The sequence below is a fragment of the Bacillus sp. NPDC077411 genome, from assembly GCF_044543425.1.
Classification (GTDB): domain Bacteria; phylum Bacillota; class Bacilli; order Bacillales; family Bacillaceae_G; genus Bacillus_A; species Bacillus_A bruguierae.
The window spans coordinates 35,487-61,774 of record NZ_JBITWA010000016.1; the positions used below are offsets into that span (position 1 = coordinate 35,487).

Below are 26,288 nucleotides of genomic sequence, written 5' to 3' on the forward strand. Positions count from 1 at the left end.
TTTATGTTTTCGTAACAACTCAATAACCATAATATAACTATAAAATAAATATTTGTACAGAGGTAAGAATAAAAAGAATAAGTACATACAAGGGAATTTTGCTAGATTATAGGTAATTCGAATTGTTATAATATTCTCAAAAAAACAAAGGGGTTCACGATATGGAATTTCAATTACCTAACATAGACGGAGAAGAATTAACAATTACAATGATTCAAGAAGCGATGGAAACGGGTAAGTTAACAGCAAAAGACCTTGTTATGTATTATTTGTATCGAATCGCAAAGTATGATAAAGCCGGTCCTAATATAAACGCTATACTTGAAATGAATCCGGATGCTATTTTTCTTGCTGAATCATTGGATTATGAGCGAAAGAAAAAAGGAAAACGAGGGCCTCTTCATGGGATTCCAATTTTATTGAAAGATAATATAGAAACAGGAGATAAAATGCATACAAGTGCTGGTATGCTTGCTTTAGAAAACCATGTGAGTCAAAAAGATGCGTTTCTAGTGAAAAAGCTTCGAGACGCAGGAGCTATTATTTTAGGGAAAACGAATATGACAGAATTAGCAAATGGCATGTCGTTAAAAATGTGGGCTGGATATAGTGCAAGAGGAGGGCAAACTTTGAATCCTTATGGTCCTGAAGAATTTTTTGTAGGTGGGTCCAGTTCTGGTTCCGCTGCTGCAGTTACTGCAAACTTTACAGTATTATCAGTTGGTACAGAGACAGATGCCTCTATCTTAAGTCCAGCAATACAAAACTCTGTAGTTGGCATCAAACCGACTGTTGGACTGATTAGTAGATCGGGCATCATTCCGTTTACGTATTCACAAGATACTGCAGGGCCCATTGCTCGAACTGTAGAAGATGCTGCGCTTTTATTAAGTGTACTGAGTGGCAAAGATGAACTAGACCCAGCGACTTATCGTTGTGAAGAAAATGTTGTACAAGATTATACGGCATATTTAGATAAGAGTGGATTAAAGGGAGCGCGCATTGGTGTGTTTCAGCAGGTTGCTGAAGAAAATTTTCTACCAGGTGAGTTCGATGAACATTTATTCTCTAAAGTGATTCACATTTTGAAAGGAGCTGGGGCAGAAGTCATAGAGAATATTGAAATCCCTTCTTTCAATAGGAAATGGAGTTATGAAGTGCCAACTTATGAGATAAAACATAGTTTAGGAAATTATCTATATCAACTACCATCACATGTTCCTGTTCATAATGATCACGAATTAATAGAATTTAATAATAAACTTAGTGATAAAGCATTAAAGTACGGACAAAATATGCTTGAATATAGAGAGTCTCTACCAAATACATTAAGTAATTCGGAGTACATAATGGCGAAATTAGAAGATCTTTATTATTCACAAAATGAAGGAATAGATTTTGCGCTTCAAACATATAACCTGGATGCCATTTTATTCCCGGCCTATGTAGGGTCTACTCTTTCTGCAAAAGCAGGTTATCCATCAATTGCTTTACCAGCAGGATATATGGAAAACGGGCGTCCATTTGGCATTACTTTTGCGGGACCTGCATTTAGTGAGGGAACTTTAATTAAGATTGGTTACGCTTTTGAGCAAGTGACAAAATTTCGGAAACCTCCTAGTTCACTATAGAAAGTATAGTTGTTTTTGACGTAAGAAAAGAAGGACTCATGAATAAAAAATATGTACGGGTAGTGATATAGTGAAGATTGGTAAATTTGGAGAAGTAAATAAACTGAGTATCGATACAATAAGACATTATATGGATCTAGAGTTGATTGTGCCTGAAAAGAAGGGAGGGCATTATTTTTTTGATGAGCGCTGTCAAAACGTTTTAGAGCTTATTTTAGAATTTAAGGAGATGGGCTTTAGTTTAAACGAGATTAAAAAAATTTTTCTGTATAAAAATTTTGGTGAATTAACGGATTATGAACATGATACGTCCTATCAATCTTTATTTATGGATAAATATGAGCAGGTTGGGCAGGAAATAAATAATTTAGTAGAAATAAAGGAAAAGCTAAAGACGAAATTAGATGCGTTATCAGCAAAATCGAAAGGTTCAAGCTGGAGGATTGGGATTGATTTAAAAGTACTCGATATGCTGAAATGTTTAAAATGTAGTGCAAAGCTTATTCTTCAAGATGGGATCATTAATCGCAATCAAATTATGGAGGGAAAATTAACTTGCAATTGTGGAGAAGAATACCTTGTTGAATCAGGTATTTTAAAGGTTGGTAATTCATTTCAAGCGGCTTCGGGGCCCCATCATGAAGAATTTATTCTTGAATATATTCATGTAACTGATCCAACTTATTTGGAAAATATCCGTAAAGTTGGAGAATGGTTAAGGAGGAAACTTGGTCAATTAAACTTAAACGATAAAGTAGTACTTGAGCTAGGATCCGGAGTTGGCTTTTTTCTGCGAAATATTTTTCGGGAATTACCGGAAAATTGCTTGTATATTGCTGTTGATCGCAACTTAGAGAGGCATCGGTTTTTAAAAGGGGTATTAGAGAGATCTGGTGTCAAAAGAAACATTCTCTTTATTTGCGCTGACTTTTTAGATATACCTATACAGGAATACTCTGTCGATATCGTGATGGATCATTCGGGTACTAGTAATTATAGCTTTGAACATGAGGCGTTTTTGCTTCGTGAAGTGGATTCTCTTTTTAAGCCTGATTGTTACTTATTGGGATCGTTTATTGCTTTTAAAAACTTTAGCGCCAATAGCAAAATTGAAGCTAGATTCAGAGATAACTTTATAGCTAAAAGGATTAAGGAAAACATCAACACTTTAAATTATATTTCTATTGAAGAAAGGGCTTCCGAATATATTGATAGAGGTGGAAAGTACGAAAATTTCTTTGTGCAAGGTGAAGAAATTTATTCATATTCATTTTTTGGCAAAAGATAGGGTTAACCCTATCTTTTTTTCATTTCCCCCTGAAAATTTGTGGATTTCACGTATTGATATCGGGTTCACCCGGCAGCTTAAACTTTATTGTATAAAAAGTTAAGCGAGGTGGAGTATTTATGGAAGCATTACAAATGAATATAAGTAACGAAAAGAGCAAAAAAGAAATAAAAAACCTAGTCCTCTATTCTACAGGAAAGACTGTGTCAATATTTGGTACAGCTATTTATAATTTTGCGTTAGGATTATACGTTTTAAAGCAGACGGGTTCAGCGTTAAGCTTTGCAATTACTCTTATATTAGGATTTATTCCAATGATTATCATCAATCCGTTTGCTGGGGTGATTGTAGATAAAGTCAATAAAAAGAAGTTAGTTGTATTTATGGATCTTCTGAGCGGAATTTTGTTAGTTTCTGTTTATATATTTTGTATGAAATATGAATTGAATTTACTCATCATTTATGCCACTACCTTCCTTTTAACGGTGTTTACTACTTTCTTTGGAATAGGTTTAGAAGCTGCGAAGCCAAACATTGTATCTGAAAAGATGTTGATGAATATTAATTCTATTAGTAAAATAATCGACTCAATCTCTTCAATTATGGGACCTATGTTAGGCGGGATTGTTTTTGCAATCTTTGATATGAAAACTTTTATTATTATAAATGGAATTTCTTTTATCCTTTCCGGATTATCAATGATGTTTATTCATTTCAAGCTTTTCAATCATCAATCAAATGATGAGCATTCAGATGAAAAAATTCATTTAATTAGAGATATGAAAGAGGGATTTAACTATTTATTCGAAAGAAAGAGTATTAAGAGCATGTTTATGATCTTAATATTAATTAATTTCTTTCTCGGTTTTGCTGTGACTGTTCCATTACCATATATGATCAATACAGTTTTAAAGCTAGGTTCAAAAGAGTTTGGTATGATCCAAGGGGCCTTTCCAGTGGGGATGATTTTAGGGGCTTTATTGGTAAAGAAAATCACAGAAAGAATTTCATATTCTATTCTTGTAAAATATTTAAGTTTTGCTTTATCGATTTTTATGATTTTATTAGGAGTTCCAGTTTTGTTGAAAAGTTTACAATTGAACTCCATCGTTTACACCTGTTATTTCATTGCTGTCATGTTCTTGTTTGGAGTAGTCATAGCGCTAATTGACATCCCTCTGTCTTATTTTATGCAAAAAGAGATTCCAGATGAATATAGAGGTAGGGTACTAAGCATTGGCATTACTATCGCAAAAATAATGCTTCCTATGGCGATGATATCATCAGGATCTCTATTAAATATCCTTCCTTCTTATGTCATGCCTGTTGCAGGAGGAATATTATTTTTTCTATTTAATATTGGTTCGTCAAATAAGTTGAACTTTGAATTGACTTCCAAAAATATAAGTACTTAATTTGTTAAGCGGCGTTATAGTTGAAAAAAACTCTCCTTCCAGTATACTGAATAAAGAAATTCACCTTAAAGGTAAAGAGATGTGTTTAATCATTTATAGATCAAATTTCTAGAATAAAGATTTAAAAAGGGAAAGGTGTTAGAAATGAAAACGTATATTGTAGTTGGAGCTGGGATTCTCGGAGCATCTACTGCTTATCATCTTGCAAAAGCAGGAGTTCGTGTTACATTGGTAGATCGTCAAGATTTAGGGCAGGCGACGGATGCAGCAGCTGGGATTGTCTGTCCTTGGCTGTCACAGCGCCGGAACCAAGCTTGGTATCAAATGGCGAAAGGCGGAGCTCGTTACTATGCTTCTTTAATTGAACAATTAGAAGCAGATGGCGAAATAGATACTGGTTATAAACGTGTAGGTGCGATTAGTCTCCATACAGAAGAGAAAAAATTAGATCAGATGGAGGAGCGAGCGTATAAACGACGCGAGGATGCTCCGGAAATTGGTGAAATTACACGTTTATCGCCAGCTGAAACGAAAAAGCTTTTTCCACCATTATCAGAAGAGTATAGTGCTGTACATATTAGCGGTGCTGCGCGTGTGAACGGTAGAGCACTTCGTCAGGCTCTTGTGAACGCTGCAAAGAAACATGGTGCTGTATATAGGAATGGAAATGCATCATTAGTACATGAAGACAATCGTGTTATTGGTGTTGAAGTAGATGGTGAAACTTTAACAGCTGATCAGGTGATTGTAACTGCGGGTGCATGGGCAAATGAATTATTGCAACCACTTGGTGTCAATTTCTTAGTTACATTCCAAAAAGCGCAAATTGTTCATCTTCATGTACAGGACGTGGATACAAACAATTGGCCAGTTGTTATGCCGCCAAATGATCAATATATTCTTGCTTTTGAAGATGGCCGTGTAGTAGTAGGCGCAACACATGAAAATGATACTGGGTTTGATTACAGAGTAACAGCCGGTGGATTACATGAAGTATTTGATAAAGCACTATCAGTTGCTCCAGGTTTATCGAATAGTACGATGATGGAAACGAGAGTTGGATATAGGCCGTTTACACCAGGATTCCTTCCGGTAATTGGCGCATTACCTAACTATGAAGGCATACTAGTTGCTAATGGACTTGGAGCTTCTGGGTTAACTGCAGGACCTTATTTAGGTTCTGAGCTTGCGAAACTTGCTCTTGGTGAACAGACAGAACTGGATCTTAGTTATTATGATGTAGCAGGGGCAATTGAACAGCCAAAGAATTAGAGAAATAGTATGTATTACATATAGGGATAGCACTACATGCCCATCAGCCTAAAAAATAAAATAATTCATAACAAAAAAATTTCCTTTCCTACAACTATTTATATGAATTAAGATTTTTTTTGTTGTGAAGAGAAAAGGATTTCTTAGCTTGATGGCCATGGGGGTAGGACCACATTGCTATCAAGTTAAGGGTGCTAAAAAGGTATATGTGAGAGTTATTTTTTTAAAACTTCTACGATTGTACTAAAGATGAGCATAACAAATAAACCTAATACATAGGTGTTTTAAAAAATATTATGCAACTTTGATACTTTGTGACAACGTATAATCATACACAACACCTAAGATATCAAAGACGGTTTTTTTTTCGTACCGGTGAGATTTTCTCTAAAAAATAATATAAGCGCAGTAAAACTTTTAATAATTTATGGATGCCCTTCTGTAATCCTTCATAAAACAATAGATAATAATTCTTTATCATATAGATGGATTTGTATTCACTTAGCTCTTTCTTTTTCTTATCCAATAGTAACTGACGCATTTTGAACATCGTCGATGAACAGAGTAAAATACTAATGAATTGCCCATATAAATGGCATTCTAAACGTTCTTTCTTGATTTCTTTGCACTTGTCAATTTTAAAGAAAGATTTCCATGTTTTGAAAAAAGTTATACCGTTTATAAAAAAGTCGAACCGAAATGTTATTATTTCAGTTTTCCTTCTTCCACAAACGGTTAGTTCAATAGCTTTATTTGGGCATTGCGTTCAAATTAAGATAATATTGATTTGAAAGGCGTTGGAATTAGTAGTATAAAAAATAGGGGATGCAAAGCAATGAATGAATTTTATAATGCGTTAACATATATAAATAAAATGTTTTATGAACCCAGTCACTTAACCATAAAAGCTGTCCGAGAAGAAGCTCAAAATTCAGATTATGGGGCTGGTATATTTCAGCTAAATTCAAAATCGATTAGATTTAGAGTCGCAAAAATAACACCTACCAAGATAGGACAGTTTGTTGCTTTTTGGGAAAAAGATGGGGATAATAAAAACCAAGCCTTTTCATATGAAAAAGCTACTGATTTATTGGTTATCAATACTTTTACTAGAAATAATAATTTTGGACAATTCGTTTTTCCAAAAGAAGTACTTGTAAAACAAAATATCCTTAAAACAGCCACTACAAAAGGAAAAATGGCAATTAGAGTTTACCCTAGCTGGGAAAATCCCACTAGCAAACAAGCTATCGAAATACAGAAATGGCAATTAGAATATTTTGTTGGGATGAACAATACAAATAGTTTACCAATACAAGAACTATTAAAGCTATACTCTAACTAAAATTGGATAGCCCTAAATGTGGTTTTAAAATAAAGTTCGATAATTTAAAACAAAATATTCCATTTCCGTAAACAGGTGCGTTAGTGGAATAAGGAGGATTAAAATAATCAAACTTTTTTATAAAAATTTCATACTTAGTTAAAAAGAGAAACTCCATTTTGATCAATCTTTTTTCAAAATGAAGTTTTTATATTTGCTTTTAAATAAGGATTAAAACACATTTTTTAATCAAACTTTATTGCAAAGCTACAGTTTACTGATTTTTACCTAATTCCTAGAGATAAAGGTGGAATCTTTATGTTTTATAACAACAAGAATGAACTAATGTTTGTTGGTAAGGCAAGAAAGTTAAGACCAAGAATAAAAAAACATTTTGAAGATACTGTATCAGTAATCAAAGACCATAGAGATGAAGTAATCAAAATTGATGTTTGTCTTGTAGAAAACGCGATGGAAAGAGAAATTTATGAAACATATATCGCTAATAAACAAAAGTCGAAATATAATGTAGACAAAGTGTTCTTTAAATAAGTAAAAGCTCATAAAAAGGACTAATAAAATGAGACAACTTTGCCTCGGCTTATTAGTCCTTTTTTACCGCTTGCAACGTTACGTTGCACAATGATACGGATATCATTTGAGAGAAAGAACAATTTGATACGATAAAGGATGGGAATAGATTGGATAATCATAGCCAAACACCGGCGTATATATATACGTATGCATTTCGCGAAGAGGAACGTTCTTTATGTTATATGGAGATGCGCTCACTTTTTGGAACGGAATCGCACTCTAATATATTGAAAAGCACAATCAAAATTGATCCGAGCCGAAGCCCGTTTATTAAAGAACGGATTGACGTAATGTATGAAGGAGATGAACTGCCAGATATTTTGAAGCAGGTCGAACAGATTGATTTGTCTGGATCCACGTTCAAAGTCATCTTCGTTAAAATTAATGATCTTGATAAATCGAAAAAAATAGAATACGGAGAACGCCGCCTTATTGAGCGAGATATCGGCATGCATATTGAAGGTGAAGCCGATGTGCATCATCCAGAGCGTGTATTTGGCATTGTAATCATTGGCGGACGTTGGTACTTCGGAACATATATGGAAAGCGAGGCTGTTTGGTTCCATCACGTGAAAAAACCACGCAGCTATTCTACGTCACTAAGCACACGTGTAGCGAGAGCTGTTGCGAATATCGCTGTGCCAAATCCTGATGGAGTCAAAGCGATCGATCCATGCTGTGGTATTGGAACGGTAGTGGTAGAAGCACTCTCTATGGGCATTGACATCGTTGGCCGTGATATTAACCCGCTTGTCGTAATCGGATCAAGAGAAAACATCGCGCATTTTGGTTTTGAAGGAGACGTGACGGTAGGACCTATCGAAGACATTCAGACAAACTACGATGTAGCAATTATCGATATGCCGTACAATCTATTTACGTGCGCAACACCAGAAGATCAATTCTCGATTTTAAAACATGCGCGCCGTATTGCAAAAAAAGTAGTAGTTGTAACAAGCGAAACAATGGATCACATGATCGAAGAAATTGGATTTGAAATTATAGACCGCTGCGTAACAAGAAAAGGAAACTTTTCTCGGCAAATTCTTGTTTGTGAATAGGGAAGTAAGGGAAGACCAATGGGTGCATTGGTCTTTTTTTGTTTACTTCTCATTTTTAAACGTTCATTTTTGTTACGTTGTATATTTGAAAATTAGAAACGCCCTCATCGTTGAATTAGGCCTAGTTCCAGCGTTCCTGTAACCAGGGGCAAAGTATCTATTGAGAACACAGTGTTTTAGTGGTTAGCCCGACTTAATTCTTAGGAAAAACCAATGATTTTACAGTAACAAAAACGATCAGTTTAGATACAGTGTCAATTTGTACTATATGGGGTCCCGCCACATGCCCATCAACTTAAGAATTTTATAACACCCCAAAACAAAAAAATTGTACATTTTCACATGAAGATGTCAATTTTCTCGTTTTGGAGGTATTTGTATTTCTGAGCTTGATAGCGATGTTATTTTACCTCTAAACGTAGTTTCTTACTTATCAGTTAAACTGGATATTTCAACAGATTTTTGCGTACAACGTTTCATAGCTGAAATGACAGCTGTTCTTAAACCTTTTTCCTCTAATGTTGCTACAGCTTCTATTGTCGTTCCACCTGGAGAACAAACCATATCTTTAAGTGTGCCTGGATGTATTCCTGTTTCAAGTACCATTTTTGCAGAACCTAATACAGCTTGAGCTGCGAATTTATATGCTTGAGTTCTTGGCATACCATCTAGTACAGCAGCATCTGCCATAGCTTCTATAAACATATATACATATGCTGGAGAAGAACCACTTACAGATGTTACAACATCCATTAATTTTTCATTTACTATCTCTGTTTGGCCAAAACTATTAAATATATTTAGTATGTCTTCTAGATCTTTTTCTGTAACCATTTCATTAGCACATAACGCAGACATTCCTTCTCCAACAAGAGCAGGTGTATTAGGCATTACTCTAACTACTTTTAACTTTCTGCCGAAAGCATTCTCAGTACTCTTAATACTTTTTCCAGCAGCAATAGTCACGACTATTACATCGTTTTTTATCTGCTCTTTTATTTGGTTAATTACTGATGAGTATAGGTCTGGTTTGATTGATAAAATTAAAATATCAGCATTGTTAGCTACTTCATTGTTGTCAGTAGTTGTAGTTATGTCATATTTTTCACTAACATTTTTTAAATTCATGACACTTATATCTGAACAAATTATTTTATCTGAAGAAACTATATTTTTGTTAATCATTCCACCTATCATAGCGATACCCATGTTTCCGCATCCGATGAATCCTATTTGTTTGTTCATAATAACTCGCTCTTGCTCCTTTTATTATACATTTTATTGGTTTGAAATTATTATTCTGAAAAAATAATGATATACCGTACAGAAGAAATAAACATTATAAACTATATCGAGATTTGTATAAAAAAACATTTTAAAAGAGTACATTACTTTTTGCAATACAAAAAATATATAGAAATCACTTATTAACAAGAATTAAACTTGTCATCCTCCTTATTTTCTAAAATATCTCTTGACATAAAAATGCGTTATATTGCATACTATATAAAAATTAAAGTGAACATCGTTGAAGGGAACTAGTACATATGTCTTCTTGCGCAAGAGAGTGGAATCCACAGGCTGAAAGATTCCTCGTATAGAAATTATCGAACCTATCCCTGAGTCTTAAACGAAAGTTTAGGCGTATGCCTGCGTTACAGGCGACAAGCGGATATAGATTTATATCAATGAAGGTGGTACCGCGGAACAATGACCGTTTCGTCCTTTTTTTAAGGGCGGAGCGGTCTTTTTTATTTGGCTCCTTATTGCGAGTTAGTGAGGGGGGTCTTTGCTGCAAATTGCACGTGGTAGAAGAATAGTTTGTTCCATTTGAAAAAAGAAGCAACACAATTTACAAAAAACTTTTATTTTAGACTAGGAGGTACAAAAGTGAAAAAACAACGAATTGTCGTAAAAATCGGAAGCAGTTCCTTGGCAGCAAATCATGGCGGCATCTCTGGCGAACAGCTTTCAGATCACGTCGCCGCCTTGGCGCGACTGAAGCAGGAAGGGCATGAAATCGTGCTGATTACATCTGGGGCCGTCGCCGCAGGTTTTTCCGCTCTCGGGTATCCCGGCCGGCCTGTGACAATTAAAGGGAAGCAGGCTGCCGCGGCTGTCGGGCAAAGTCTGTTGATGCAGGCGTATACGGAAGAATTCCGCAAATATGGGATTGTTACTGCGCAGCTTCTGCTGACAAGAAGCGATTTTTCTAGAAAAGAACAATACAGCAATGCCTACGCCACTTTATCGGAGCTACTAAACCGCTCTGCTCTTCCTATAATCAATGAAAATGATACTATTTCTTTGGAGGAGCTGACGTTTGGTGATAATGATATGCTGTCAGCTTTAGTAAGCGGGCTTGTTTCGGCGGATATGCTCATGATTTTTACGGATGTGAACGGTTTGTATGACCGGAATCCCCAGAAAAATCCGGACGCGAAAAAGTATTACTTTCTTCCTGCCGTTACGGAAGAAGTCGCCTCTCTTGCTGGAGATGCTGGCTCAAAACTTGGTACAGGCGGCATGAAATCGAAAATCGATGCGGCAAAGACGGCACTATCTCTCGGTGTGAGTGTATTCATCGGAACAGGACGTGGACAGGAAAAGTTTTTAGATGTTTTGAAGGGTAAAGGTGATGGAACGTATATCGGCAATGCGCCTCAAAAAGTGATCAAGATGAACAAGCAATGGATCGCGCTGCATTCGCTTGTCAGCGGACAAATCGAAGTGGATGCTGGAGCAGCCGCTGCCATCATTCAGCGTGGAAAAAGTCTTCTGCCTGCCGGTGTTACCGGTGTGTTTGGGATCTTTCAAGCCGGCGAAGTCGTGGAGGTTATCACAGAGCAAGGACGGGTGATAGGGAAAGGACAGTGCAGATATAGTGCAGAGGAATTGCAGGAGCTAAAAGGTATGCAGAGCCACGACATTCAAGTGCGAGGAGAAAGGCATAGCTATGAGGTCATTCATAGGGATAATTGGGTTTCATTTTAAAAATAGAGAAATGGCTCGTTCAAGTGAAGAACACAGGCTCCTCCGTCCTAGAAGATGCTGTTTTTCTTTTCTCGTTCTAAGCGTCAGATTGATTCAACTAATATCTATGCAGGAGAGTCTTGGATGGTAGTGCCTAGTTGGCCACGTCTCAAATTTTATACTTTTTAATTTTTAAAAGGAGGAAACGAAAATGAATGAAGTGTTGGCAAAGGGACAAATAGCGAAGAAGATTGCGGGAGAGCTTGTGGCCAAATCGACTAATGAAAAAAATAAGGCACTGGCGGCTGTCGCTGAGCAATTGATAGTAGAAACACCTTATATTTTGGAGGAGAACAAACGGGATATCGAACAAGGTAAAGTGAAAGGAATGTCTGCCTCTCTCCTCGACCGCCTCATGCTGAATGAACAGCGTATTATTGATATGACAGAGGGTATCCGGCAGCTGATTGATTTGCACGACCCTGTCGGAGAATGTGTAGCTGCATGGGAACGGCCGAATGGATTGTCTATTCGGGAGATGCGCGTGCCGCTCGGTGTTGTCGGGATGATTTACGAGGCGCGGCCGAACGTGACGGTGGATGCGGCCACAATTTGCTTGAAAACAGGAAACGCAGTGATCTTGCGTGGTAGTTCTTCCGCCGCTTATTCCAACAAAGCCATCGTCGCTGTCATTCATCGTGCGCTCAAACAAACGAGCTTGCCTTCAGAAAGCGTACAGCTCATTGAAGACAATTCACGAGACAACGCAAAGCAGCTGTTCACATTGAACGAGTACTTGGATGTTCTTATTCCAAGAGGTGGCAAGCAGTTGATAGATACTGTAGTGAGAGAAGCGTCTGTTCCTGTATTGGAAACAGGTGCGGGAAATTGTCACATTTTCATTGATGAAACAGCGGATAAACAGATGGCATTCGATATTATCGTAAACGCTAAAACACAGCGTCCGTCTGTATGCAATGCTATTGAAACAATTATACTTCATGAGAATTGGGCGCAGCGATTCGGTACCGAGCTGTTTTCTTTCTTGAAGGAAAGAGGAGTGGAGCTGCGCGGAGATAAGAAAGCATTGGCAATTGATTCTTCTCTTGTACGCGCTTCAGAAGAAGACTGGGAAACAGAGTTTTTGTCTCTTACGCTGGCAGTCAGAATCGTTTCCTCTGTTGAAGAAGCGATTCGCCACATCAATGCTTATGGCTCCATGCATTCCGAAGCGATCATTACAGAGAACGAGGAAAATGTCAGCAAGTTTTTCACGTCCGTCGATGCCGCGGCGCTCTATCATAATGCTTCGACCCGCTTTACTGACGGTTTTGAATTTGGCTTCGGTGCAGAAATCGGCATCAGCACGCAAAAGCTGCACGCGCGGGGACCGATGGGGCTATCTGCCTTGACTTCCACAAAATATGTGATTCGTGGGAATGGACAGATTCGGGGATAAGAAGTAGAAGGACAGATGCAAAGCCCCTTTTATTTTATGAGATGGGACCTGCGGCATCTGGTGAGAATTTGGTTACAGTCGCTTTGTATTCAATTTCTTATTGAGCGAATGGATGAGTTTAGTTAAAGAAGAAAATCAAATCGCATAGCCTATAAAAAAGAAAGCAAACTAAAATCGTGGGTGCCGATAATGAAAAAATATTACTCCGCGATCTTTATATAGCGTATTTATTATGGTTGGCATCCTTGAAGGAATAATTAAATCAAACTACAAGGGTGGTGAAAAAATGGTTAAAAATAAGAATAATCAATTTAAGAATAATAAAAATGCTCTACCAAAAGCAGATGTAGAATTCGCAGGAGAAAATGGACTTGAAAAAATAGCATTAAGAGCTCAAAAAAAATCAAAATAAGTAAACAATACGGGGCAGTAAATCTGTCCCTCAAAATTAACCTGTTGTTTTTAAGAGATACTAAAATGAATGTTTCTGAGACCGGAGATTCTATTCATCAAATAATTCGTGAGTTTTCATTGGAAAGAGAGAGCTCTTTTCAATGAAAACTCACATATATTATATATACATGGGATAACATTATAATGGTTTTTTTTACATAATTGTGATACTATTTTCCTTTACAACAAAAAAAGGACGTGACATATAGTGATCAAAATTGAGATGCCAACACCAGACGTTACGATTACACAGCGCAAACAAGTAATTAAAGGTGATGAACCGATAATTACTCCTATTAATGGATTTATTGATTTTCACCTGATTCCAAGAGATAAAGGCGGCATTTTTATGTTTTATAATAATAATGATGAGCTTCTGTTTGTTGGAAAAGCACGTAAATTACGTCAAAGAATTAAAAAGCATTTTGAAGATAATGTTTCACCAGTGAAAGCATACAGAGATGAAGTATATCGAATTGATGCATGTATCGTAGAAGATCCGATGGAACGAGAAATTTACGAAACATATATTATTAATGATTTGCAAGCGAAATATAATGTAGACAAAGTATTTTTCAAATAAAAAATTCTGAAATAAAATGACCTCAGCATTATGCTGAGGTCATTTTATTTGGCGTCTATTCACAAAGTTAGTTTTTCGTAAGATTTAGCTGCCAAGAAACGCCATACTTATCTTGAACCCAACTGAATTTTGCACTCCATGGGGAATTTCTTGTGTATGCATTTATATTATTTTTAAGGATTCTTCAGTTTCAATTGTTAGTACATTATTGTCATTCAATATGAGAATCTATTAAAAATGAATAACTTCACATAACTAAAAAAATACAAACATATACTGGTACAAGCAAACTTGAAAGGAGACAATCATGAATTGGTTAGAAGCCTTTATTTTAGGAATTATCCAAGGATTAACCGAATTTTTGCCAATTAGCAGTACTGGTCATTTGTATTTAGGGAGACACCTTTTTGGTTTAGATGAGGCAGGTCTTTTTTTAGATACGATGCTTCATATAGGGACGTTAGTAGCAGTTTTTATTTATTATAAAAAAGAATTTCTTTATTTAATGAAAAATCCGTTCTCAAAATTAACATATTTATTAATTATCGGAACAATCCCTGCAGTGGTAATCGGTTTATTGTTTAAAGATTTCTTTGAAGAGATTTCAAAAACAGGTATTACAATTGGATGGGAATTCTTGGTGACAGGTTTGTTTTTATATATGGCAGAGAAACAAAAAAGCGGTCGGAAAAAGATGGACGAAATTACATATAAGGACGCATTGATTATCGGTTCTTTCCAAGCAGTTGCGATTTTCCCAGCAATTTCAAGGTCAGGGATGACGATTGTTGCTGCGTTATGGAGAAAGCTAGACCGTGAAACAGCAGCTTATTTTTCATTTTTATTATCGACACCTGCAATTGTTGGAGCAATCATTTTACAGTCATTTGATGTTTTTCAAGGGAAAGCAGAAGCAATTTCTAATACTTCACTTATCGTTGGTACGCTATCTGCAGCGTTCTTTGGATATGTTGCAGTATCCTGGATGATTCAATATTTAAAACATCATTCTCTCAAAACGTTTGCGTATTATGTATGGGCTCTTGGCATTTTAATTCTTACTTTACAATTTACTGGTGTATTTTAAGGAGGAAGACCATGAAAAAATACGAGCAAGCAGTAGGATTATTTTATGGAGGATTTTTTATGTTGGGGCTAGCTGGAGGAGCTTTATTAGAAAAGCCTAACATTGGGATTTTTGTCGGGATTGCTTGTGGATTATTTACACATGCAGTTCTTGTTATGAAAGATAAAAACGAATGAAATCATCGCTGAAAATCAAAATCTTGTATTAGAGTTATAATACAGGATTTTTTTAGTTTGTCATAAGTTGTATTGTTCAAGAGATGTTGCATGAATAGTAAAATAGGTAGAGAATTCAGGGGGGGGGTAATGTATTGGAGATTGCAATTGTAATTGGAGGAAGCATTGCTGGAAAACTTGCTGCAAAGGCTTTATCTCATTCTTTTCAGCAAGTCATCGTTTTAGAAATGGGAGAAGAATGGACAGAAAAGGCACCTAGAAAGAAGATTCCGCAAAGTTATCATCCTCATGTGTTGTTAAAAGGTGGAGAAGAAGCAATTGAAAGATTATTTCCTGGCATTACGCAGCAATTAATTGAAGATGGAGGTATTGTAAATAACTTTACAGGAGATTTAAGGTGGCATCATTTTGGTTTATGGAAGCAACCTTTTGTTGGAGAATTGAAAATGGTCCAACAGAGTCGTCCTATGCTCGAGTGGCATTTGCAAAAGCGGATCAATCAAGTTTCTAATATTAGCACGAAATATGAAACAAAAGTGAAGCAGTTGCTAATAGATCAGCAGCAAAACAAAATTGTCGGAGTAAAAATACAATGTTTGAAAACAGGAAAAGAAGAGGAAGTTCATGCAGATGTAGTCGTTGATGCAAGCGGATTTGGTTCTAAAAATATAGATTGGTTACAAATACATGGTATAAAGGTGACAGAAGAAAAAGTAAGAATCCAGTTGTTTTATGCAACTAAATTAGTTTGTTTAAAACAAAAAGAACGTCTTGACTGGTGTAATTTACTTGTTTCCCCTAGTTTCCCTGAAAACCCTTATGGTGCATTTATTCAAACCATTGAAGACAATCGTTATTTTATAACGTTTAGTGGTTATGCCGATGAGCGTGCACCACAAACTGACAAAGAATTTCTTGTCTTTGCTCATAAGTTACCTATTCCAGATGTACTTGGTTTTCTTACAAAAACAGAAACGATTACAGATATAAAAATACATAAGATTCCTTACCAAGTGCGGCGGCGTTTTGATTTAACGAGAAATATACCAGAAGGTTTCTTAGTAATTGGAGATGCTCATTGCCGTTTTGACCCTGTGTTTGGACAAGGAATTTCTGTCGCGGCGATGGAAGCAGAAGAATTGCAGCGATGCCTGCAGAAAGGCAGTCCGCTAGAAAAAGGATTCACTAGAAAATTTTATAAGCGAATAGCCAAGATTATTGCAACGCCGTGGGAAATGACGACTACAGAATCACTTCGTCATCCTAAGATTAGAGGGGCTAAACCTTTTATGCAGCCATTTCAACAGTGGTATACGAAAAAAATATATCAACTTTCCGCAAGCAATTCAGAAATTTATATTCGATTAGTACGAGTTATGAATCTCATACGTAGCCCATTACACCTTTTTCATCCAAAAGTATTGTTTGCTGTATTTACGAGCCGAAGAAAATAGTCGTTCCCCAGCAGGATTTTATGACAAAATAGCAAAATGTATATAGTTGATAAATTTTTCAAAAGGAATGGTTAGCGTATGGAACTCTATTTAGAAAAATTAAGGGCAGAAGATGTAGAGGAATTGTTTGTTTTTGAATGTAGTAACAGGGCGTTCTTCGAAAAGACGGTACCAAGCCGCGGTGAGGATTACTATACATTTGAAACGTTTCAAAAGATATTTTATGAATTATTACAAGAGCAATTTGAATGTATTTCATATTTTCATCTCATAAAAAATCATGAAGGAACAATTGTTGGACGAATGAATTTAGTAGACATTGAGAAAGATAAAGAATTGGGGTATCTTGGATATAGAATAGGAGAAACATATGCCGGAAGAGGTATTGCCACTAAAGGTGTAAAACTCCTTTTAACTGAAGCTGCAAACTATCACGTTACTGAAATTCATGCAAAAACAACACCTGATAATATTGCTTCTCAAAAAGTATTAGAGAAGAGCAATTTTTCACGTAGCTCAATTGATGAAAACGTAGCTCAAACTGATTTTATCCATTATGTTTGGAGACATACTAACTAAAACAAAAAAGGAGAACAATACAATTATGGACTTACGTTATCCGATTGGTCATTTCACTTATGAAGAAAGTATTACGCAAGATACAATAGAAAATTGGATAAAACAAATTGAAAACCTTCCTACTGAATTAACGCAAGCAATAAAAGAATTAGATAAAAATCAGCTAGATATGCCATATCGTCCTGAAGGATGGACAGTACGCCAAGTTGTTCATCATATTGCAGACAGTCATATGAATAGTTATATTCGTTTTAAATTAGCACTGACAGAAAACAATCCTACGATTAAACCGTATATGGAAGAGAAATGGGCAGATCTTCCTGATTCTGAGCTTCCGGTAGATGTATCTTTAACAATTTTAGAGTCATTACATAGGAGATGGGTTACTTTGCTGAGATCGATGAAACCTAGTGATTTTGAAAAGACGTTCCATCATCCTGAATCAGGATCTAATAAATTAGGTGTAACGATTGGGCTTTATGCATGGCACGGTCGCCATCATACTGCCCACATTACTTCTCTTCGTAATCGATTAGGGTGGTAATAAGTTTAGAGATTATAAATTAGGCAGTTGAAATCTTTTATTTAATAAAGAATAGATTTTGATTTTTATAGCATAACCGTTTTTTCTAATAAATGAAGCAACAAATTATATATTCATTCATGTAAGGAATACGGAAACAAAGGAGATGCACATATTGTTTGAGAAACATAATGATCCAAATATAAAGCGCGATACTAGTTTTAATAGTTTGCGTGCTGACTGCGAGAACTGCTTCGGCTTATGTTGCGTTGCACTACCTTTTGCAGCTTCAGCAGATTTTGCAATTGATAAAGACGGTGGAACACCATGTAAAAATCTCCAATCGGACTTTCGGTGCGGCATTCATAAGAATCTTAGACAACAGGGGTTTAAAGGGTGTACTGTTTTTGAATGCTTCGGTGCAGGGCAAAAGGTTTCGCAAGTCACTTTTGAAGGAGTCGATTGGAAAGAAAGCCCAGAAACGGCAAAGAAAATGTTCGATGTGTTTCCAATTATGCAGCAACTTCATGAAATGCTCTCATATTTGACGGAAGCCTTGACGTTGAAAGCGACTCGTCCGATTCACAGAGAACTGAGGCGCGCACTTGATGAAATGGAACGACTTTCGCAACTTAGTCCTGATTTACTCATAGAACTAGATGTTCCATCACACCGAGCGTATATAAATGATTTACTTTTAAAGACAAGTGAACTCGTGTGGATAGAATCAAATCGTCAGCGTAAGGGTTCTCAAAAAAGCAAGAGAATCAACCATCGAAGTGCTAATCTTATGGGGGCCAATCTTAAAGGAGCAGATCTTAGAGGAGCTAACTTAAGGGGAGCATACCTGATTGCTGCTAACCTTCGCGATGCAGATATGCGAGCGGCAGACCTGATCGGTGCTGATTTACGAGATGCTGATCTTAGAGGAGCAGATCTCACAGAGAGTATTTTTCTTACTCAAGTTCAGATTAACTCAGCGAAGGGCGATGCGCGTACAAAATTACCTCACTCGCTCTCTCGCCCGGCACATTGGTCTGCTTTGGAAACGAAAATGAATTAAACAACATAAAAGAAATCAACAAGACTCTGCTATAAAATAGAGCCTTGTTGATTTAATTATCTTTGGGTCTAATAAATTTAAGAGCCAATATAGCTCCCAAAAGAGCAAGAGAAATGGAAAGGTAAAAGATATAATTATCCGGTCCCTTCATTAATAAAGCAAATAAAGGCGGACCAGCTGCTACACCAACAAAACGCATAGAGCTATAAAGAGATGTGATAGATCCCCTTTGTTCTTTTTGTACCCCTTCCGTTACTAAAGCATCTAAGCTTGGAAGAGCCACTCCGATTCCAATTCCACTTATCACAAGACTAATGATAATAATATAAATATTTTTAAAGAATATCGGGATTGTTAATGTTATTCCTAATATGAGAAACCCAGCACATATACACCATTTCATAACACTTTTTTTATCTCCAATCTTCTTTCCGGTTATATAAGAAGTAAGGGAGAGAGAAGCTAGGGGAATTGCTAGTACAAGACCTTTCCAAACCCCTTCTAAGTGATAACGTTTTTCTAAAATCGAGGATAAATAAAAAAGAATACCAAATAAAATAAACATAATGATTCCACCTAGCAAAAAAATAGGGAGAAGCCAACGCCCTTTTTCCATTAAGATATCTTTTACATTTTGCAGGAAGACTTTTAATGGAGGCGCTTCCTTAGTTGAATTCGGTGGTTTAACAAGAAACATAATTAATATAATTGAGACTATACACAAAATAGGGATAAACCAAAAAGGAAGAAACCAGATAAATGAAGCTAATAAGGAGCCTAAAATCGGACTTAAAACTTTCCCTAATGTATTTGATGTTTCTACTAGTCCTAGACCAGAACTAACTTGTTCTTCATCTTGAAACATATCACCTACACAAGGAATAACAACAGGCATTGCCCCGGCCGAGCCAATCCCTTGAATGATTCTTCCAATTAAAATCCATGTATAAGGATTGTCTAGTTTCCATGAGACCCAACCAGTAACTGCTCCCCCAATAGCTGCTATAAATAGGCTAGGAATAATCACTTTTTTTCTTCCCCATTTATCAGATAAATATCCAGCTACAGGAATCAAAATAATAGCGACGATAGAATAAATGGTAATAATAAGAGAAACTTGGAGGTCAGTAATGTTCAATTTTTTTTCGATTAATGGAAGGACTGGAATTAACATGGAATTTCCGAGTGTCATAACTAAGGGTACAGATGAAAGAGCCCATAAACTCCATCTGTCTTTTCTGTCTATGTTTATAAGTACTCACTCCTTAATCAAATGTATATGATATTAGCTTCTAACATTTAAAAATCTACCCATATGCTGCAAAAATGAAGTATTCAATTTAATTAAAATTATTTACCTTTTATTAAATCTGTATGCAAATTGTTCATCTGATTAATTAATAAAAGGAAAATCAATGTTTGATTCACTATAAATTAGAATAACATTTACTTAGATAGGTTAATCATAAAAAGGAACTCCGTATTTTTTATATACACTTAACTATTTAAAAGGAGGATTTTGATTTTGGACAAGGCAGAAAATACACTATCTATCTTTGCCTTAGGTGGTGTAAATGAAATAGGGAAAAATATGTATGTGATACAATATGCGGACGATATCGTGATAATTGATTGCGGTTCGAAATTCCCTGATGAAAGCTTATTGGGAATTGATTTGATTATCCCTGATATTACATATTTGCAGGAAAATAAAGATAAGATTCGAGCTTTAGTAGTAACGCATGGACATGAAGATCATATTGGCGGTATTCCATATTTATTAAAACAATTGAATGTGCCAATTTATGCAACACGCTTAACGCTAGGCTTAATTGAAATTAAATTAAAAGAACATAGACTGGGAAATGTAACTGATTTATTTGTTATTGACTCTGAATCGCTAGTTGAACTCGGACAAATAAGTCTTACTTTTTTCAAAACGAATCATAGCATTCCAGATTGTCTTGGGATTGCCTTTCATACGCCAGAAGGTACAGTGGTGCATACTGGGGATTTCAAGTTTGATCTAACTCCAATCAATAATCAATATCCTGATATTCATAAAATGGCGAAAATTGGAGAAGAGGGTGTCTTAGCTTTACTCTCTGAAAGTACAAATGCAGAGCGATCTGGCTTTACACCATCAGAACGATTAGTCGGTGACCATATTGAAGAGGCATTTTTCAAAGCTCATAGAAAAGTAATTATTTCGACCTTTGCTTCTAATGTTAATCGAGTACAGCAAGTGGTGGATGCTGCGATTAAAACAAATCGAAAACTCGCTTTACTCGGAAGGAGTATGGTAAACGTAGTAACCGTTGCATTAGAGAAGGGATATTTGAATATTCCAGAGGGAATGTTAATTGAGGCGCATGAAATCAATCAAATGGATCCAGAAAAAGTAGCCATTCTTTGTACGGGTAGTCAAGGTGAACCGTTGGCTGCTTTAGCTCGTTTAGCTAGCGGAAGCTATAGGCAGGTAGATATTCTTCCTGAAGATACCGTTATTATCGCTGCTACTCCTATACCAGGAAATGAACGAAATGTTTCACGAATTGTAGACAATTTATTTTTATTAGGGGCTAATGTGATTTATGGATCAGGGAGTTCAACAGGAATGCACGTTTCAGGACATGCTTATCAAGAAGAATTAAAATTAATGCTTACTTTAATGAAGCCGAAATATTTCATTCCGATTCATGGTGAATTTAGAATGTTGCATCATCATCGCCTTTTAGCAGAATCTGTTGGTGTTAAGAAAGATAATATCTATGTTATTAATAACGGGGACGTTGTTAATATAAGAAATCAAGTGGCTGATCAATCTAGACGAATACCTGCAGGAAATGTATATGTCGATGGATTAGGTATTGGAGATGTTGGAAATATTATTTTACGTGACCGCAAACAGCTTTCTGAGGATGGTATGCTTGTTATCGTCATAACTCTTAGTAAAACAGAGGGGAAAATTATTTCTGGCCCAGATATCATTTCACGCGGATTTGTATATGTGCGTGATTCGGAAGACTTTTTGAAGGAAATTAATCAATTAGCTACAACAACCATTCAAAATTTACAAAAGAAGGACGTTAACAATTGGAATGTTCTAAAAAAGCATATAAGAGAAACCATTGGACAATTTTTATACGAACATACAAAAAGAAAACCAATGATTCTTCCTATAATTATTGAAGTTTAAACGAATTTTTCATTTCACAGCAATATGCTATAGGGGATAAATAAAGATAATGGAACACAAAAACAGACTATCATAGAAAAGTCTGTTTTTGTATTTTTAATCAATATCATTGTATGTTGTTCCAAAAAATACGGGGTTAATACTTTTTATTTAGTATAAAAATACATAATTATTATTTTGTTGTATATGCTACAAGCGCTTTTTGAATGCTATAAATACTATCATCTTTTCTAAATTCTTTCGTAATTGGATTATGCATGCTTGATACCCAAATTTTTAATTCAGCATCTAAATCGAAATGTCCAGCTGTTTCGATGCTAAATTGTGTAATATTTTTATATGGAATAGAATGATATTCCGTCTTTTTACCGGTCATACCTTGTTTATCTACTAAAATCATACGGCGATTTGTAAATACGATTAAATCACGAATTAACTTATAAGCGTGTTCTACTTGTTCGTCATCGAGCATAATTTCTTGTAAATCACGTTTTACTTCACTTATATCTGCATCAGATGCATTTCCTAAAAAACCATTAAATAAACCCATTATGAATTCCTCCTTTATGTATAGAATGAATCTCTTTTATTGTAGCATGTAATGAAAAGCAGATTCTTACTTTTAGGTATAAGAATTAAATTGTAATTGCAATGAAATGTTTTAATACTTCATCATAATATCTTATGCTAATATATTTGTGTAAGAACTTTTTATACACAATGAACTTATGATAGAGGGACAATAGATGAATAATATCGGATTAGTTTTAGAAGGCGGAGGAATGAAGGGTCTATATACAGCGGGCGTATTAGAATATTTTATGGAACAGAATTTGTATTTTCCCTATGTAATAGGTGTTTCAGCAGGAGCGTGTATGGCTGCTACGTATTTGTCTCGTCAAAAAGGAAGAAACAAGAAAGTAAACACAGAACTTGTAAGCGATTCGCGCTACATTTCTTTTCGAAATTTTTTACGAAAACGCGAATTATTTGGCATGGATTTTTTATTTGATGAAGTACCTAATAAAATTGTACCGTTCGATTTTCAAACATTCCATGACGGAGCAGAACAGTTTGTTATTGGAACAACTGATTGTGAAACAGGAGAAATTGTGTATTACAATAAGCATGAACATGGAGATGATATTTTAAAAATTATTCGTGCATCAAGCTCTGTACCATTTATTGCGCCGGTAGTTGAATACGATGATAAAAGGCTACTTGATGGAGGGATTACTGATCCAATTCCGATTCAGAAAGCGCAGGGTGATGGATATCAAAAAAATGTTGTGATTATGACAAAGCCAGCGGGATATAAAAAGCAGCCTAGTAAGCTTACTTCCATTGCAAAATGGTTATATAGACAGTATCCGAATGTGGCAGATCGCCTTGCTCAGCATTCTGAAATCTACAACAATACTGTATCGTATCTCTACTCAGAAGAACAAAAAGAGAATTTCTTTGTAATTCAACCGAGTGTGCAATTACCTGTAAGTGGATTGGAACGTAATCAAGAAAGATTGGTTCATTTATATGAACTTGGTTATAACGATGCGAAGAATCAATTTGAGCAGTTAAAAGAGTGGTCATTGGCTTTTAACAAGCAGCAGAAATAGCGATTAAAAATGATTGTCAAGATTAGGCTATTACATTGAAAAAGGGAAGAGGTAACAGCATATGAATCAAGTTAATTTCATTTACCGTATTTTTACAATTCAATAAAAATAAATTGTTCTCAAGATCTACATCTATATTCAATTAGAAAAAGAATTTGACCTCTCACATTAGAATTTAGTATCTGATGTGTACATAAGGAGGACAACGCTATGAGAACTCAATTTCACCACATTGTAAGGGGAATACTTATAAAAGATGGAAAGCTTTTAGTAGCACACTTTAAAGGGCATCATTCTTTTTTACCAGGAGGACATATTGAATTAGGTGAGTCAGTTGAAAATGCACTTAAACGAGAATGGGAAGAAGAAATAGGTGCTGATTGTTCAATCGAAAAATTTCTTGGCGTAATTGAAAATCAGTGGAGAGATGGAGATACAATGCACTATGAAATTAATCATGTCTTTCAAGTTAACAGTGATAAATTAAACACGAAAACACCTCCAAAATCTAGAGAATCTCATTTGGATTTTTATTGGATTGAACCTACTGAAGAAAATTTGAAAAGGCATAACGTGATGCCGGATAGTGCCATACAAAAGTTGATGAAAAAAATTCAAGAACATGATATAGAAACGTGTTGGGTTAGTACGCTTTAACTTTTGATAAGATGGAGTAAAGGGGATGAGAACATGATAATATCTGCAATGGTTGCTGTAGGAGAAAATAATGAAATTGGCAAAGACAACGATCTTCCCTGGAGACTTCCGAAAGACTGGGCATACTTGAGACGAGTTACTATGGGCCATTCTATCATTTTAGGAAGAAAGAATTATGAATCAATAGGAAAACCTCTAGATGGTCGTAAAAACATCGTCCTAACAACAAATAAAGACTATAAGGCTGAAGGTTGTCATATAGCTTATTCGATCGAAGACGCCCTTTCTAAATGTGAAGGAGAAGAAGTATTTATTCTTGGGGGAGAAGAAATCTATCGGCAGTTTCTTCCTTACACTCAAAAGTTGTACATAACTAAGATTCACGCTCCTTTTGATGGAGATCGTTTCTTCCCAACGATTGATTATTCCTTGTGGAAAGAATTATCAGTCGAAAAAGGAATTAAAGATGAAAAGAACCACTATGATTATTACTTTCATGTATTTGAGAAAATAAAATAATTTCGAGAAGAACTACCAATAACATACTTTATTCTATATAATCGTCCTAAATATAAATTTCGTTCACAAAATAGACACTATACCCACAGTAAATAACAAGGAAACGAGCAATTTATTACTGAAATAATTATTGAATTGGAAAGAGAAGAGGAGGCAAAAATGAAGAAACTAATGAGTCCAATTATGCATGATTTGGCAAAGCAGTTAAATCAGGGAAATCCTTCTGCTGTTACATTGTTTTTAGAGAGCATAAAGAATCAAGAAACACCTATTGTAGAGACTTGTCCAATTGATGATGAGTACGATCTTGTTACATATATCTGGTTAGGTGATGAACAAACTAAAAATGCATATGTATTTGGAAGTTTTCCTGGTTGGGATATAGAAGAGAATGAACTGGATAAGCTCTCACATACAAACATATGGTTTAAAACGTTTCGAACAAAAGAAAAGTTTGCTTCGACGTATTACTTTTCAATTAATGATGACTTTGAACAAAATTGGGTAAAACGAAGCGAAAATTATAAGCGTGATCCATTGAATTCTAAAATGTTTGGGCATGAAGCAGAACCAATGTCTTTTTTAGAGCTAGGCCTATCGTCGCAGATTAACAAAACAAAGCAGCAAACTCACATTCCAAAAGGAAAAATAGAAACGCATCAGTTTCATAGTCCTATATTGAAGAATAAACGACAACTTTGGATATATACTCCACATAATTACTCACCTGAACAATCTTCTTATGACCTTCTTATCATGTTTGATGGCAGATCTATGCTGCAGACGTTATCAGCAGCTGCAACACTAGATCATCTTATACATACAAAAGAAATTCCACCGTGTATTTTAATTGGTATTGATCATGTAGATCGATTTACAGAACTCACATTTTACGAGGAAATGAATATGTTTGTAACAAAAGAACTACTTCCTTGGATTCAAAAAAGATATCACGTTCATGCAGATCCATATCATACAACAATTGGTGGATTCAGTCTTGGTGGTTTAGCAGCTTTTTATGCAGCGTTGCAATATCCAGATATCTTTGGAAATGTTTTATCATTGTCTGGTTCTGTACATTGGAAAAAAGAAAATGACGAAGGATCACATCCTTGGATTGAAAATCAATTTAAAAGAAGCAGCACAATACCATTACATATTTATATGAGTGCTGGGGAGTTAGAAAATAAACCATTGTTAGAAGCAAATAGGAGCTTGTCACAAGTACTTAAAGAAAAAGAATATCAAAGCACCTATGTTGAATTCCCTGGTGGTCACGATGTATTGTGGTGGCACAAACAGTTTGCTCAGGGATTAGTGTCCTTACAACAATTAAAATACCTATGAAATAATAAAAAGGGA

Annotated in this window: 25 protein-coding genes, 2 pseudogenes and 1 other annotated feature; of the genes and pseudogenes, 22 read left to right on the plus strand and 5 right to left on the minus strand. The window is 35.6% G+C overall.

Going from position 1 to position 26,288, the window contains the following annotated elements:
* Positions 1–161: 161 nt before the first annotated feature.
* The 4 genes from ACIGHG_RS18590 to ACIGHG_RS18605 all read left to right on the plus strand — a co-directional run bounded on the left by ACIGHG_RS18590 (position 162) and on the right by ACIGHG_RS18605 (position 5,606).
* Complete coding sequence (locus ACIGHG_RS18590) at positions 162–1,631, plus strand: amidase family protein (RefSeq protein ID WP_336473359.1); 1,470 nt, start codon at positions 162–164, stop codon at positions 1,629–1,631.
* A 70-nt stretch (positions 1,632–1,701) separates the two neighbouring features.
* Positions 1,702–2,919, plus strand: coding sequence for a MerR family transcriptional regulator (locus tag ACIGHG_RS18595; protein WP_396549856.1), 1,218 nt, complete (start codon positions 1,702–1,704; stop codon positions 2,917–2,919).
* Positions 2,920–3,038: 119 nt separating this feature from the next.
* Positions 3,039–4,334, plus strand: coding sequence for an MFS transporter (locus tag ACIGHG_RS18600; protein WP_336473361.1), 1,296 nt, complete (start codon positions 3,039–3,041; stop codon positions 4,332–4,334).
* A gap of 144 nt (positions 4,335–4,478) precedes the next feature.
* The gene (locus tag ACIGHG_RS18605; RefSeq protein WP_336473362.1) at positions 4,479–5,606 is read left to right on the plus strand and encodes an NAD(P)/FAD-dependent oxidoreductase; all 1,128 of its coding nucleotides are present in this window, start codon (positions 4,479–4,481) and stop codon (positions 5,604–5,606) included.
* A gap of 294 nt (positions 5,607–5,900) precedes the next feature.
* Here ACIGHG_RS18605 and ACIGHG_RS18610 read toward each other — a convergent pair.
* Positions 5,901–6,270: pseudogene (locus ACIGHG_RS18610) on the minus strand (IS4 family transposase); the annotation flags it as partial.
* 171 nt (positions 6,271–6,441) lie between these two features.
* Here ACIGHG_RS18610 and ACIGHG_RS18615 point away from each other — a divergent pair.
* The 3 genes and pseudogenes from ACIGHG_RS18615 to ACIGHG_RS18625 all read left to right on the plus strand — a co-directional run bounded on the left by ACIGHG_RS18615 (position 6,442) and on the right by ACIGHG_RS18625 (position 8,585).
* On the plus strand, positions 6,442–6,951 hold the full coding sequence (locus ACIGHG_RS18615) for a MepB family protein (RefSeq protein WP_336473363.1): 510 nt from the start codon (positions 6,442–6,444) through the stop codon (positions 6,949–6,951).
* 252 nt (positions 6,952–7,203) lie between these two features.
* A pseudogene (locus tag ACIGHG_RS18620) lies at positions 7,204–7,482 on the plus strand (nucleotide excision repair endonuclease); the annotation flags it as partial.
* Between the two features lie 149 nt (positions 7,483–7,631).
* On the plus strand, positions 7,632–8,585 hold the full coding sequence (locus tag ACIGHG_RS18625; protein WP_336473364.1) for a TRM11 family SAM-dependent methyltransferase: 954 nt from the start codon (positions 7,632–7,634) through the stop codon (positions 8,583–8,585).
* Positions 8,586–9,011: 426 nt separating this feature from the next.
* On the opposite strand, the gene proC is transcribed toward ACIGHG_RS18625, so the two are convergent.
* Positions 9,012–9,830: a pyrroline-5-carboxylate reductase gene (gene proC, locus ACIGHG_RS18630; RefSeq protein ID WP_396549859.1), complete on the minus strand. Its 819-nt coding sequence runs from the start codon at positions 9,828–9,830 to the stop codon at positions 9,012–9,014.
* A 274-nt stretch (positions 9,831–10,104) separates the two neighbouring features.
* Positions 10,105–10,315 (plus strand) — a binding site (T-box leader).
* A gap of 160 nt (positions 10,316–10,475) precedes the next feature.
* On the opposite strand from proC, the gene proB reads away from it, so the two are divergent.
* The 4 genes from proB (at position 10,476) to ACIGHG_RS18655 (ending at position 14,053) form a co-directional block, all read left to right on the plus strand.
* Positions 10,476–11,579 (plus strand): glutamate 5-kinase, encoded by a 1,104-nt coding sequence (gene proB, locus ACIGHG_RS18635; protein WP_336473366.1) that lies wholly within the window; start codon positions 10,476–10,478, stop codon positions 11,577–11,579.
* A gap of 190 nt (positions 11,580–11,769) precedes the next feature.
* On the plus strand, positions 11,770–13,017 hold the full coding sequence (locus tag ACIGHG_RS18640; RefSeq protein WP_396549861.1) for a glutamate-5-semialdehyde dehydrogenase: 1,248 nt from the start codon (positions 11,770–11,772) through the stop codon (positions 13,015–13,017).
* 232 nt (positions 13,018–13,249) lie between these two features.
* Positions 13,250–13,429 (plus strand): hypothetical protein, encoded by a 180-nt coding sequence (locus ACIGHG_RS18645; RefSeq protein WP_396549952.1) that lies wholly within the window; start codon positions 13,250–13,252, stop codon positions 13,427–13,429.
* Positions 13,430–13,678: 249 nt separating this feature from the next.
* Complete coding sequence (locus ACIGHG_RS18655) at positions 13,679–14,053, plus strand: nucleotide excision repair endonuclease (protein WP_139207629.1); 375 nt, start codon at positions 13,679–13,681, stop codon at positions 14,051–14,053.
* Positions 14,054–14,120: 67 nt separating this feature from the next.
* Here the strand turns inward: ACIGHG_RS18655 and ACIGHG_RS18660 are convergent, their stop codons facing one another.
* Positions 14,121–14,234, minus strand: a complete 114-nt coding sequence (locus ACIGHG_RS18660) for a VOC family protein (RefSeq protein WP_396549940.1) — start codon at positions 14,232–14,234, stop codon at positions 14,121–14,123.
* A 126-nt stretch (positions 14,235–14,360) separates the two neighbouring features.
* Here ACIGHG_RS18660 and ACIGHG_RS18665 point away from each other — a divergent pair, with 126 nt between their 5' ends.
* The 6 genes from ACIGHG_RS18665 (at position 14,361) to ACIGHG_RS18690 (ending at position 18,935) form a co-directional block, all read left to right on the plus strand.
* A complete protein-coding gene (locus tag ACIGHG_RS18665; RefSeq protein WP_336473369.1) occupies positions 14,361–15,140 on the plus strand; it encodes an undecaprenyl-diphosphate phosphatase in 780 nt (259 codons plus the stop codon).
* Positions 15,141–15,151: 11 nt separating this feature from the next.
* A complete protein-coding gene (locus ACIGHG_RS18670; RefSeq protein WP_170857705.1) occupies positions 15,152–15,316 on the plus strand; it encodes a hypothetical protein in 165 nt (54 codons plus the stop codon).
* A 134-nt stretch (positions 15,317–15,450) separates the two neighbouring features.
* The gene (locus tag ACIGHG_RS18675) at positions 15,451–16,770 is read left to right on the plus strand and encodes an NAD(P)/FAD-dependent oxidoreductase (RefSeq protein ID WP_396549863.1); all 1,320 of its coding nucleotides are present in this window, start codon (positions 15,451–15,453) and stop codon (positions 16,768–16,770) included.
* A gap of 78 nt (positions 16,771–16,848) precedes the next feature.
* Positions 16,849–17,349 (plus strand): GNAT family N-acetyltransferase, encoded by a 501-nt coding sequence (locus ACIGHG_RS18680; RefSeq protein ID WP_336473370.1) that lies wholly within the window; start codon positions 16,849–16,851, stop codon positions 17,347–17,349.
* 22 nt (positions 17,350–17,371) lie between these two features.
* Positions 17,372–17,893, plus strand: coding sequence for a YfiT family bacillithiol transferase (locus tag ACIGHG_RS18685; protein WP_336473443.1), 522 nt, complete (start codon positions 17,372–17,374; stop codon positions 17,891–17,893).
* Positions 17,894–18,047: 154 nt separating this feature from the next.
* Positions 18,048–18,935 (plus strand): pentapeptide repeat-containing protein, encoded by an 888-nt coding sequence (locus ACIGHG_RS18690; RefSeq protein WP_396549865.1) that lies wholly within the window; start codon positions 18,048–18,050, stop codon positions 18,933–18,935.
* A gap of 52 nt (positions 18,936–18,987) precedes the next feature.
* Here ACIGHG_RS18690 and bcbE read toward each other — a convergent pair whose 3' ends face one another.
* Complete coding sequence (bcbE, locus tag ACIGHG_RS18695; RefSeq protein WP_396549942.1) at positions 18,988–20,181, minus strand: bacillibactin exporter BcbE; 1,194 nt, start codon at positions 20,179–20,181, stop codon at positions 18,988–18,990.
* Between the two features lie 279 nt (positions 20,182–20,460).
* Here bcbE and ACIGHG_RS18700 point away from each other — a divergent pair, with 279 nt between their 5' ends.
* On the plus strand, positions 20,461–22,134 hold the full coding sequence (locus ACIGHG_RS18700; protein ID WP_336473372.1) for a ribonuclease J: 1,674 nt from the start codon (positions 20,461–20,463) through the stop codon (positions 22,132–22,134).
* 172 nt (positions 22,135–22,306) lie between these two features.
* Here ACIGHG_RS18700 and ACIGHG_RS18705 read toward each other — a convergent pair whose 3' ends face one another.
* Positions 22,307–22,684 carry a PH domain-containing protein gene (locus tag ACIGHG_RS18705; RefSeq protein ID WP_396549867.1) on the minus strand — a complete coding sequence of 126 codons (378 nt, stop codon included), beginning with the start codon at positions 22,682–22,684 and terminating at the stop codon, positions 22,307–22,309.
* A 196-nt stretch (positions 22,685–22,880) separates the two neighbouring features.
* Between ACIGHG_RS18705 and ACIGHG_RS18710 the strand changes: the two genes are divergently transcribed.
* The 4 genes from ACIGHG_RS18710 to ACIGHG_RS18725 all read left to right on the plus strand — a co-directional run bounded on the left by ACIGHG_RS18710 (position 22,881) and on the right by ACIGHG_RS18725 (position 26,273).
* A complete protein-coding gene (locus tag ACIGHG_RS18710; RefSeq protein ID WP_396549869.1) occupies positions 22,881–23,750 on the plus strand; it encodes a patatin-like phospholipase family protein in 870 nt (289 codons plus the stop codon).
* A gap of 210 nt (positions 23,751–23,960) precedes the next feature.
* Complete coding sequence (locus ACIGHG_RS18715; RefSeq protein ID WP_396549870.1) at positions 23,961–24,407, plus strand: NUDIX domain-containing protein; 447 nt, start codon at positions 23,961–23,963, stop codon at positions 24,405–24,407.
* A gap of 33 nt (positions 24,408–24,440) precedes the next feature.
* Positions 24,441–24,926, plus strand: a complete 486-nt coding sequence (locus ACIGHG_RS18720) for a dihydrofolate reductase (protein ID WP_396549872.1) — start codon at positions 24,441–24,443, stop codon at positions 24,924–24,926.
* 159 nt (positions 24,927–25,085) lie between these two features.
* On the plus strand, positions 25,086–26,273 hold the full coding sequence (locus tag ACIGHG_RS18725) for an alpha/beta hydrolase (protein ID WP_396549874.1): 1,188 nt from the start codon (positions 25,086–25,088) through the stop codon (positions 26,271–26,273).
* Positions 26,274–26,288 lie beyond the last annotated feature (15 nt).

Excerpts from the sequence above, each read along its gene's own strand:
- ACIGHG_RS18590 (WP_336473359.1), top strand. The coding sequence starts at position 162 with ATGGAATTTCAATTACCTAACATAGACGGAGAAGAATTAACAATTACA.
- ACIGHG_RS18600 (WP_336473361.1), top strand. The coding sequence starts at position 3,039 with ATGGAAGCATTACAAATGAATATAAGTAACGAAAAGAGCAAAAAAGAA.
- ACIGHG_RS18605 (WP_336473362.1), top strand. The coding sequence starts at position 4,479 with ATGAAAACGTATATTGTAGTTGGAGCTGGGATTCTCGGAGCATCTACT.
- ACIGHG_RS18615 (WP_336473363.1), top strand. The coding sequence starts at position 6,442 with ATGAATGAATTTTATAATGCGTTAACATATATAAATAAAATGTTTTAT.
- proC (WP_396549859.1), bottom strand. The coding sequence starts at position 9,830 with ATGAACAAACAAATAGGATTCATCGGATGCGGAAACATGGGTATCGCT.
- ACIGHG_RS18640 (WP_396549861.1), top strand. The coding sequence starts at position 11,770 with ATGAATGAAGTGTTGGCAAAGGGACAAATAGCGAAGAAGATTGCGGGA.
- ACIGHG_RS18645 (WP_396549952.1), top strand. The coding sequence starts at position 13,250 with ATGGTTGGCATCCTTGAAGGAATAATTAAATCAAACTACAAGGGTGGT.
- ACIGHG_RS18665 (WP_336473369.1), top strand. The coding sequence starts at position 14,361 with ATGAATTGGTTAGAAGCCTTTATTTTAGGAATTATCCAAGGATTAACC.
- ACIGHG_RS18670 (WP_170857705.1), top strand. The coding sequence starts at position 15,152 with ATGAAAAAATACGAGCAAGCAGTAGGATTATTTTATGGAGGATTTTTT.
- ACIGHG_RS18680 (WP_336473370.1), top strand. The coding sequence starts at position 16,849 with ATGGAACTCTATTTAGAAAAATTAAGGGCAGAAGATGTAGAGGAATTG.
- ACIGHG_RS18705 (WP_396549867.1), bottom strand. The coding sequence starts at position 22,684 with ATGGGTTTATTTAATGGTTTTTTAGGAAATGCATCTGATGCAGATATA.
- ACIGHG_RS18710 (WP_396549869.1), top strand. The coding sequence starts at position 22,881 with ATGAATAATATCGGATTAGTTTTAGAAGGCGGAGGAATGAAGGGTCTA.
- ACIGHG_RS18715 (WP_396549870.1), top strand. The coding sequence starts at position 23,961 with ATGAGAACTCAATTTCACCACATTGTAAGGGGAATACTTATAAAAGAT.
- ACIGHG_RS18720 (WP_396549872.1), top strand. The coding sequence starts at position 24,441 with ATGATAATATCTGCAATGGTTGCTGTAGGAGAAAATAATGAAATTGGC.
- ACIGHG_RS18725 (WP_396549874.1), top strand. The coding sequence starts at position 25,086 with ATGAAGAAACTAATGAGTCCAATTATGCATGATTTGGCAAAGCAGTTA.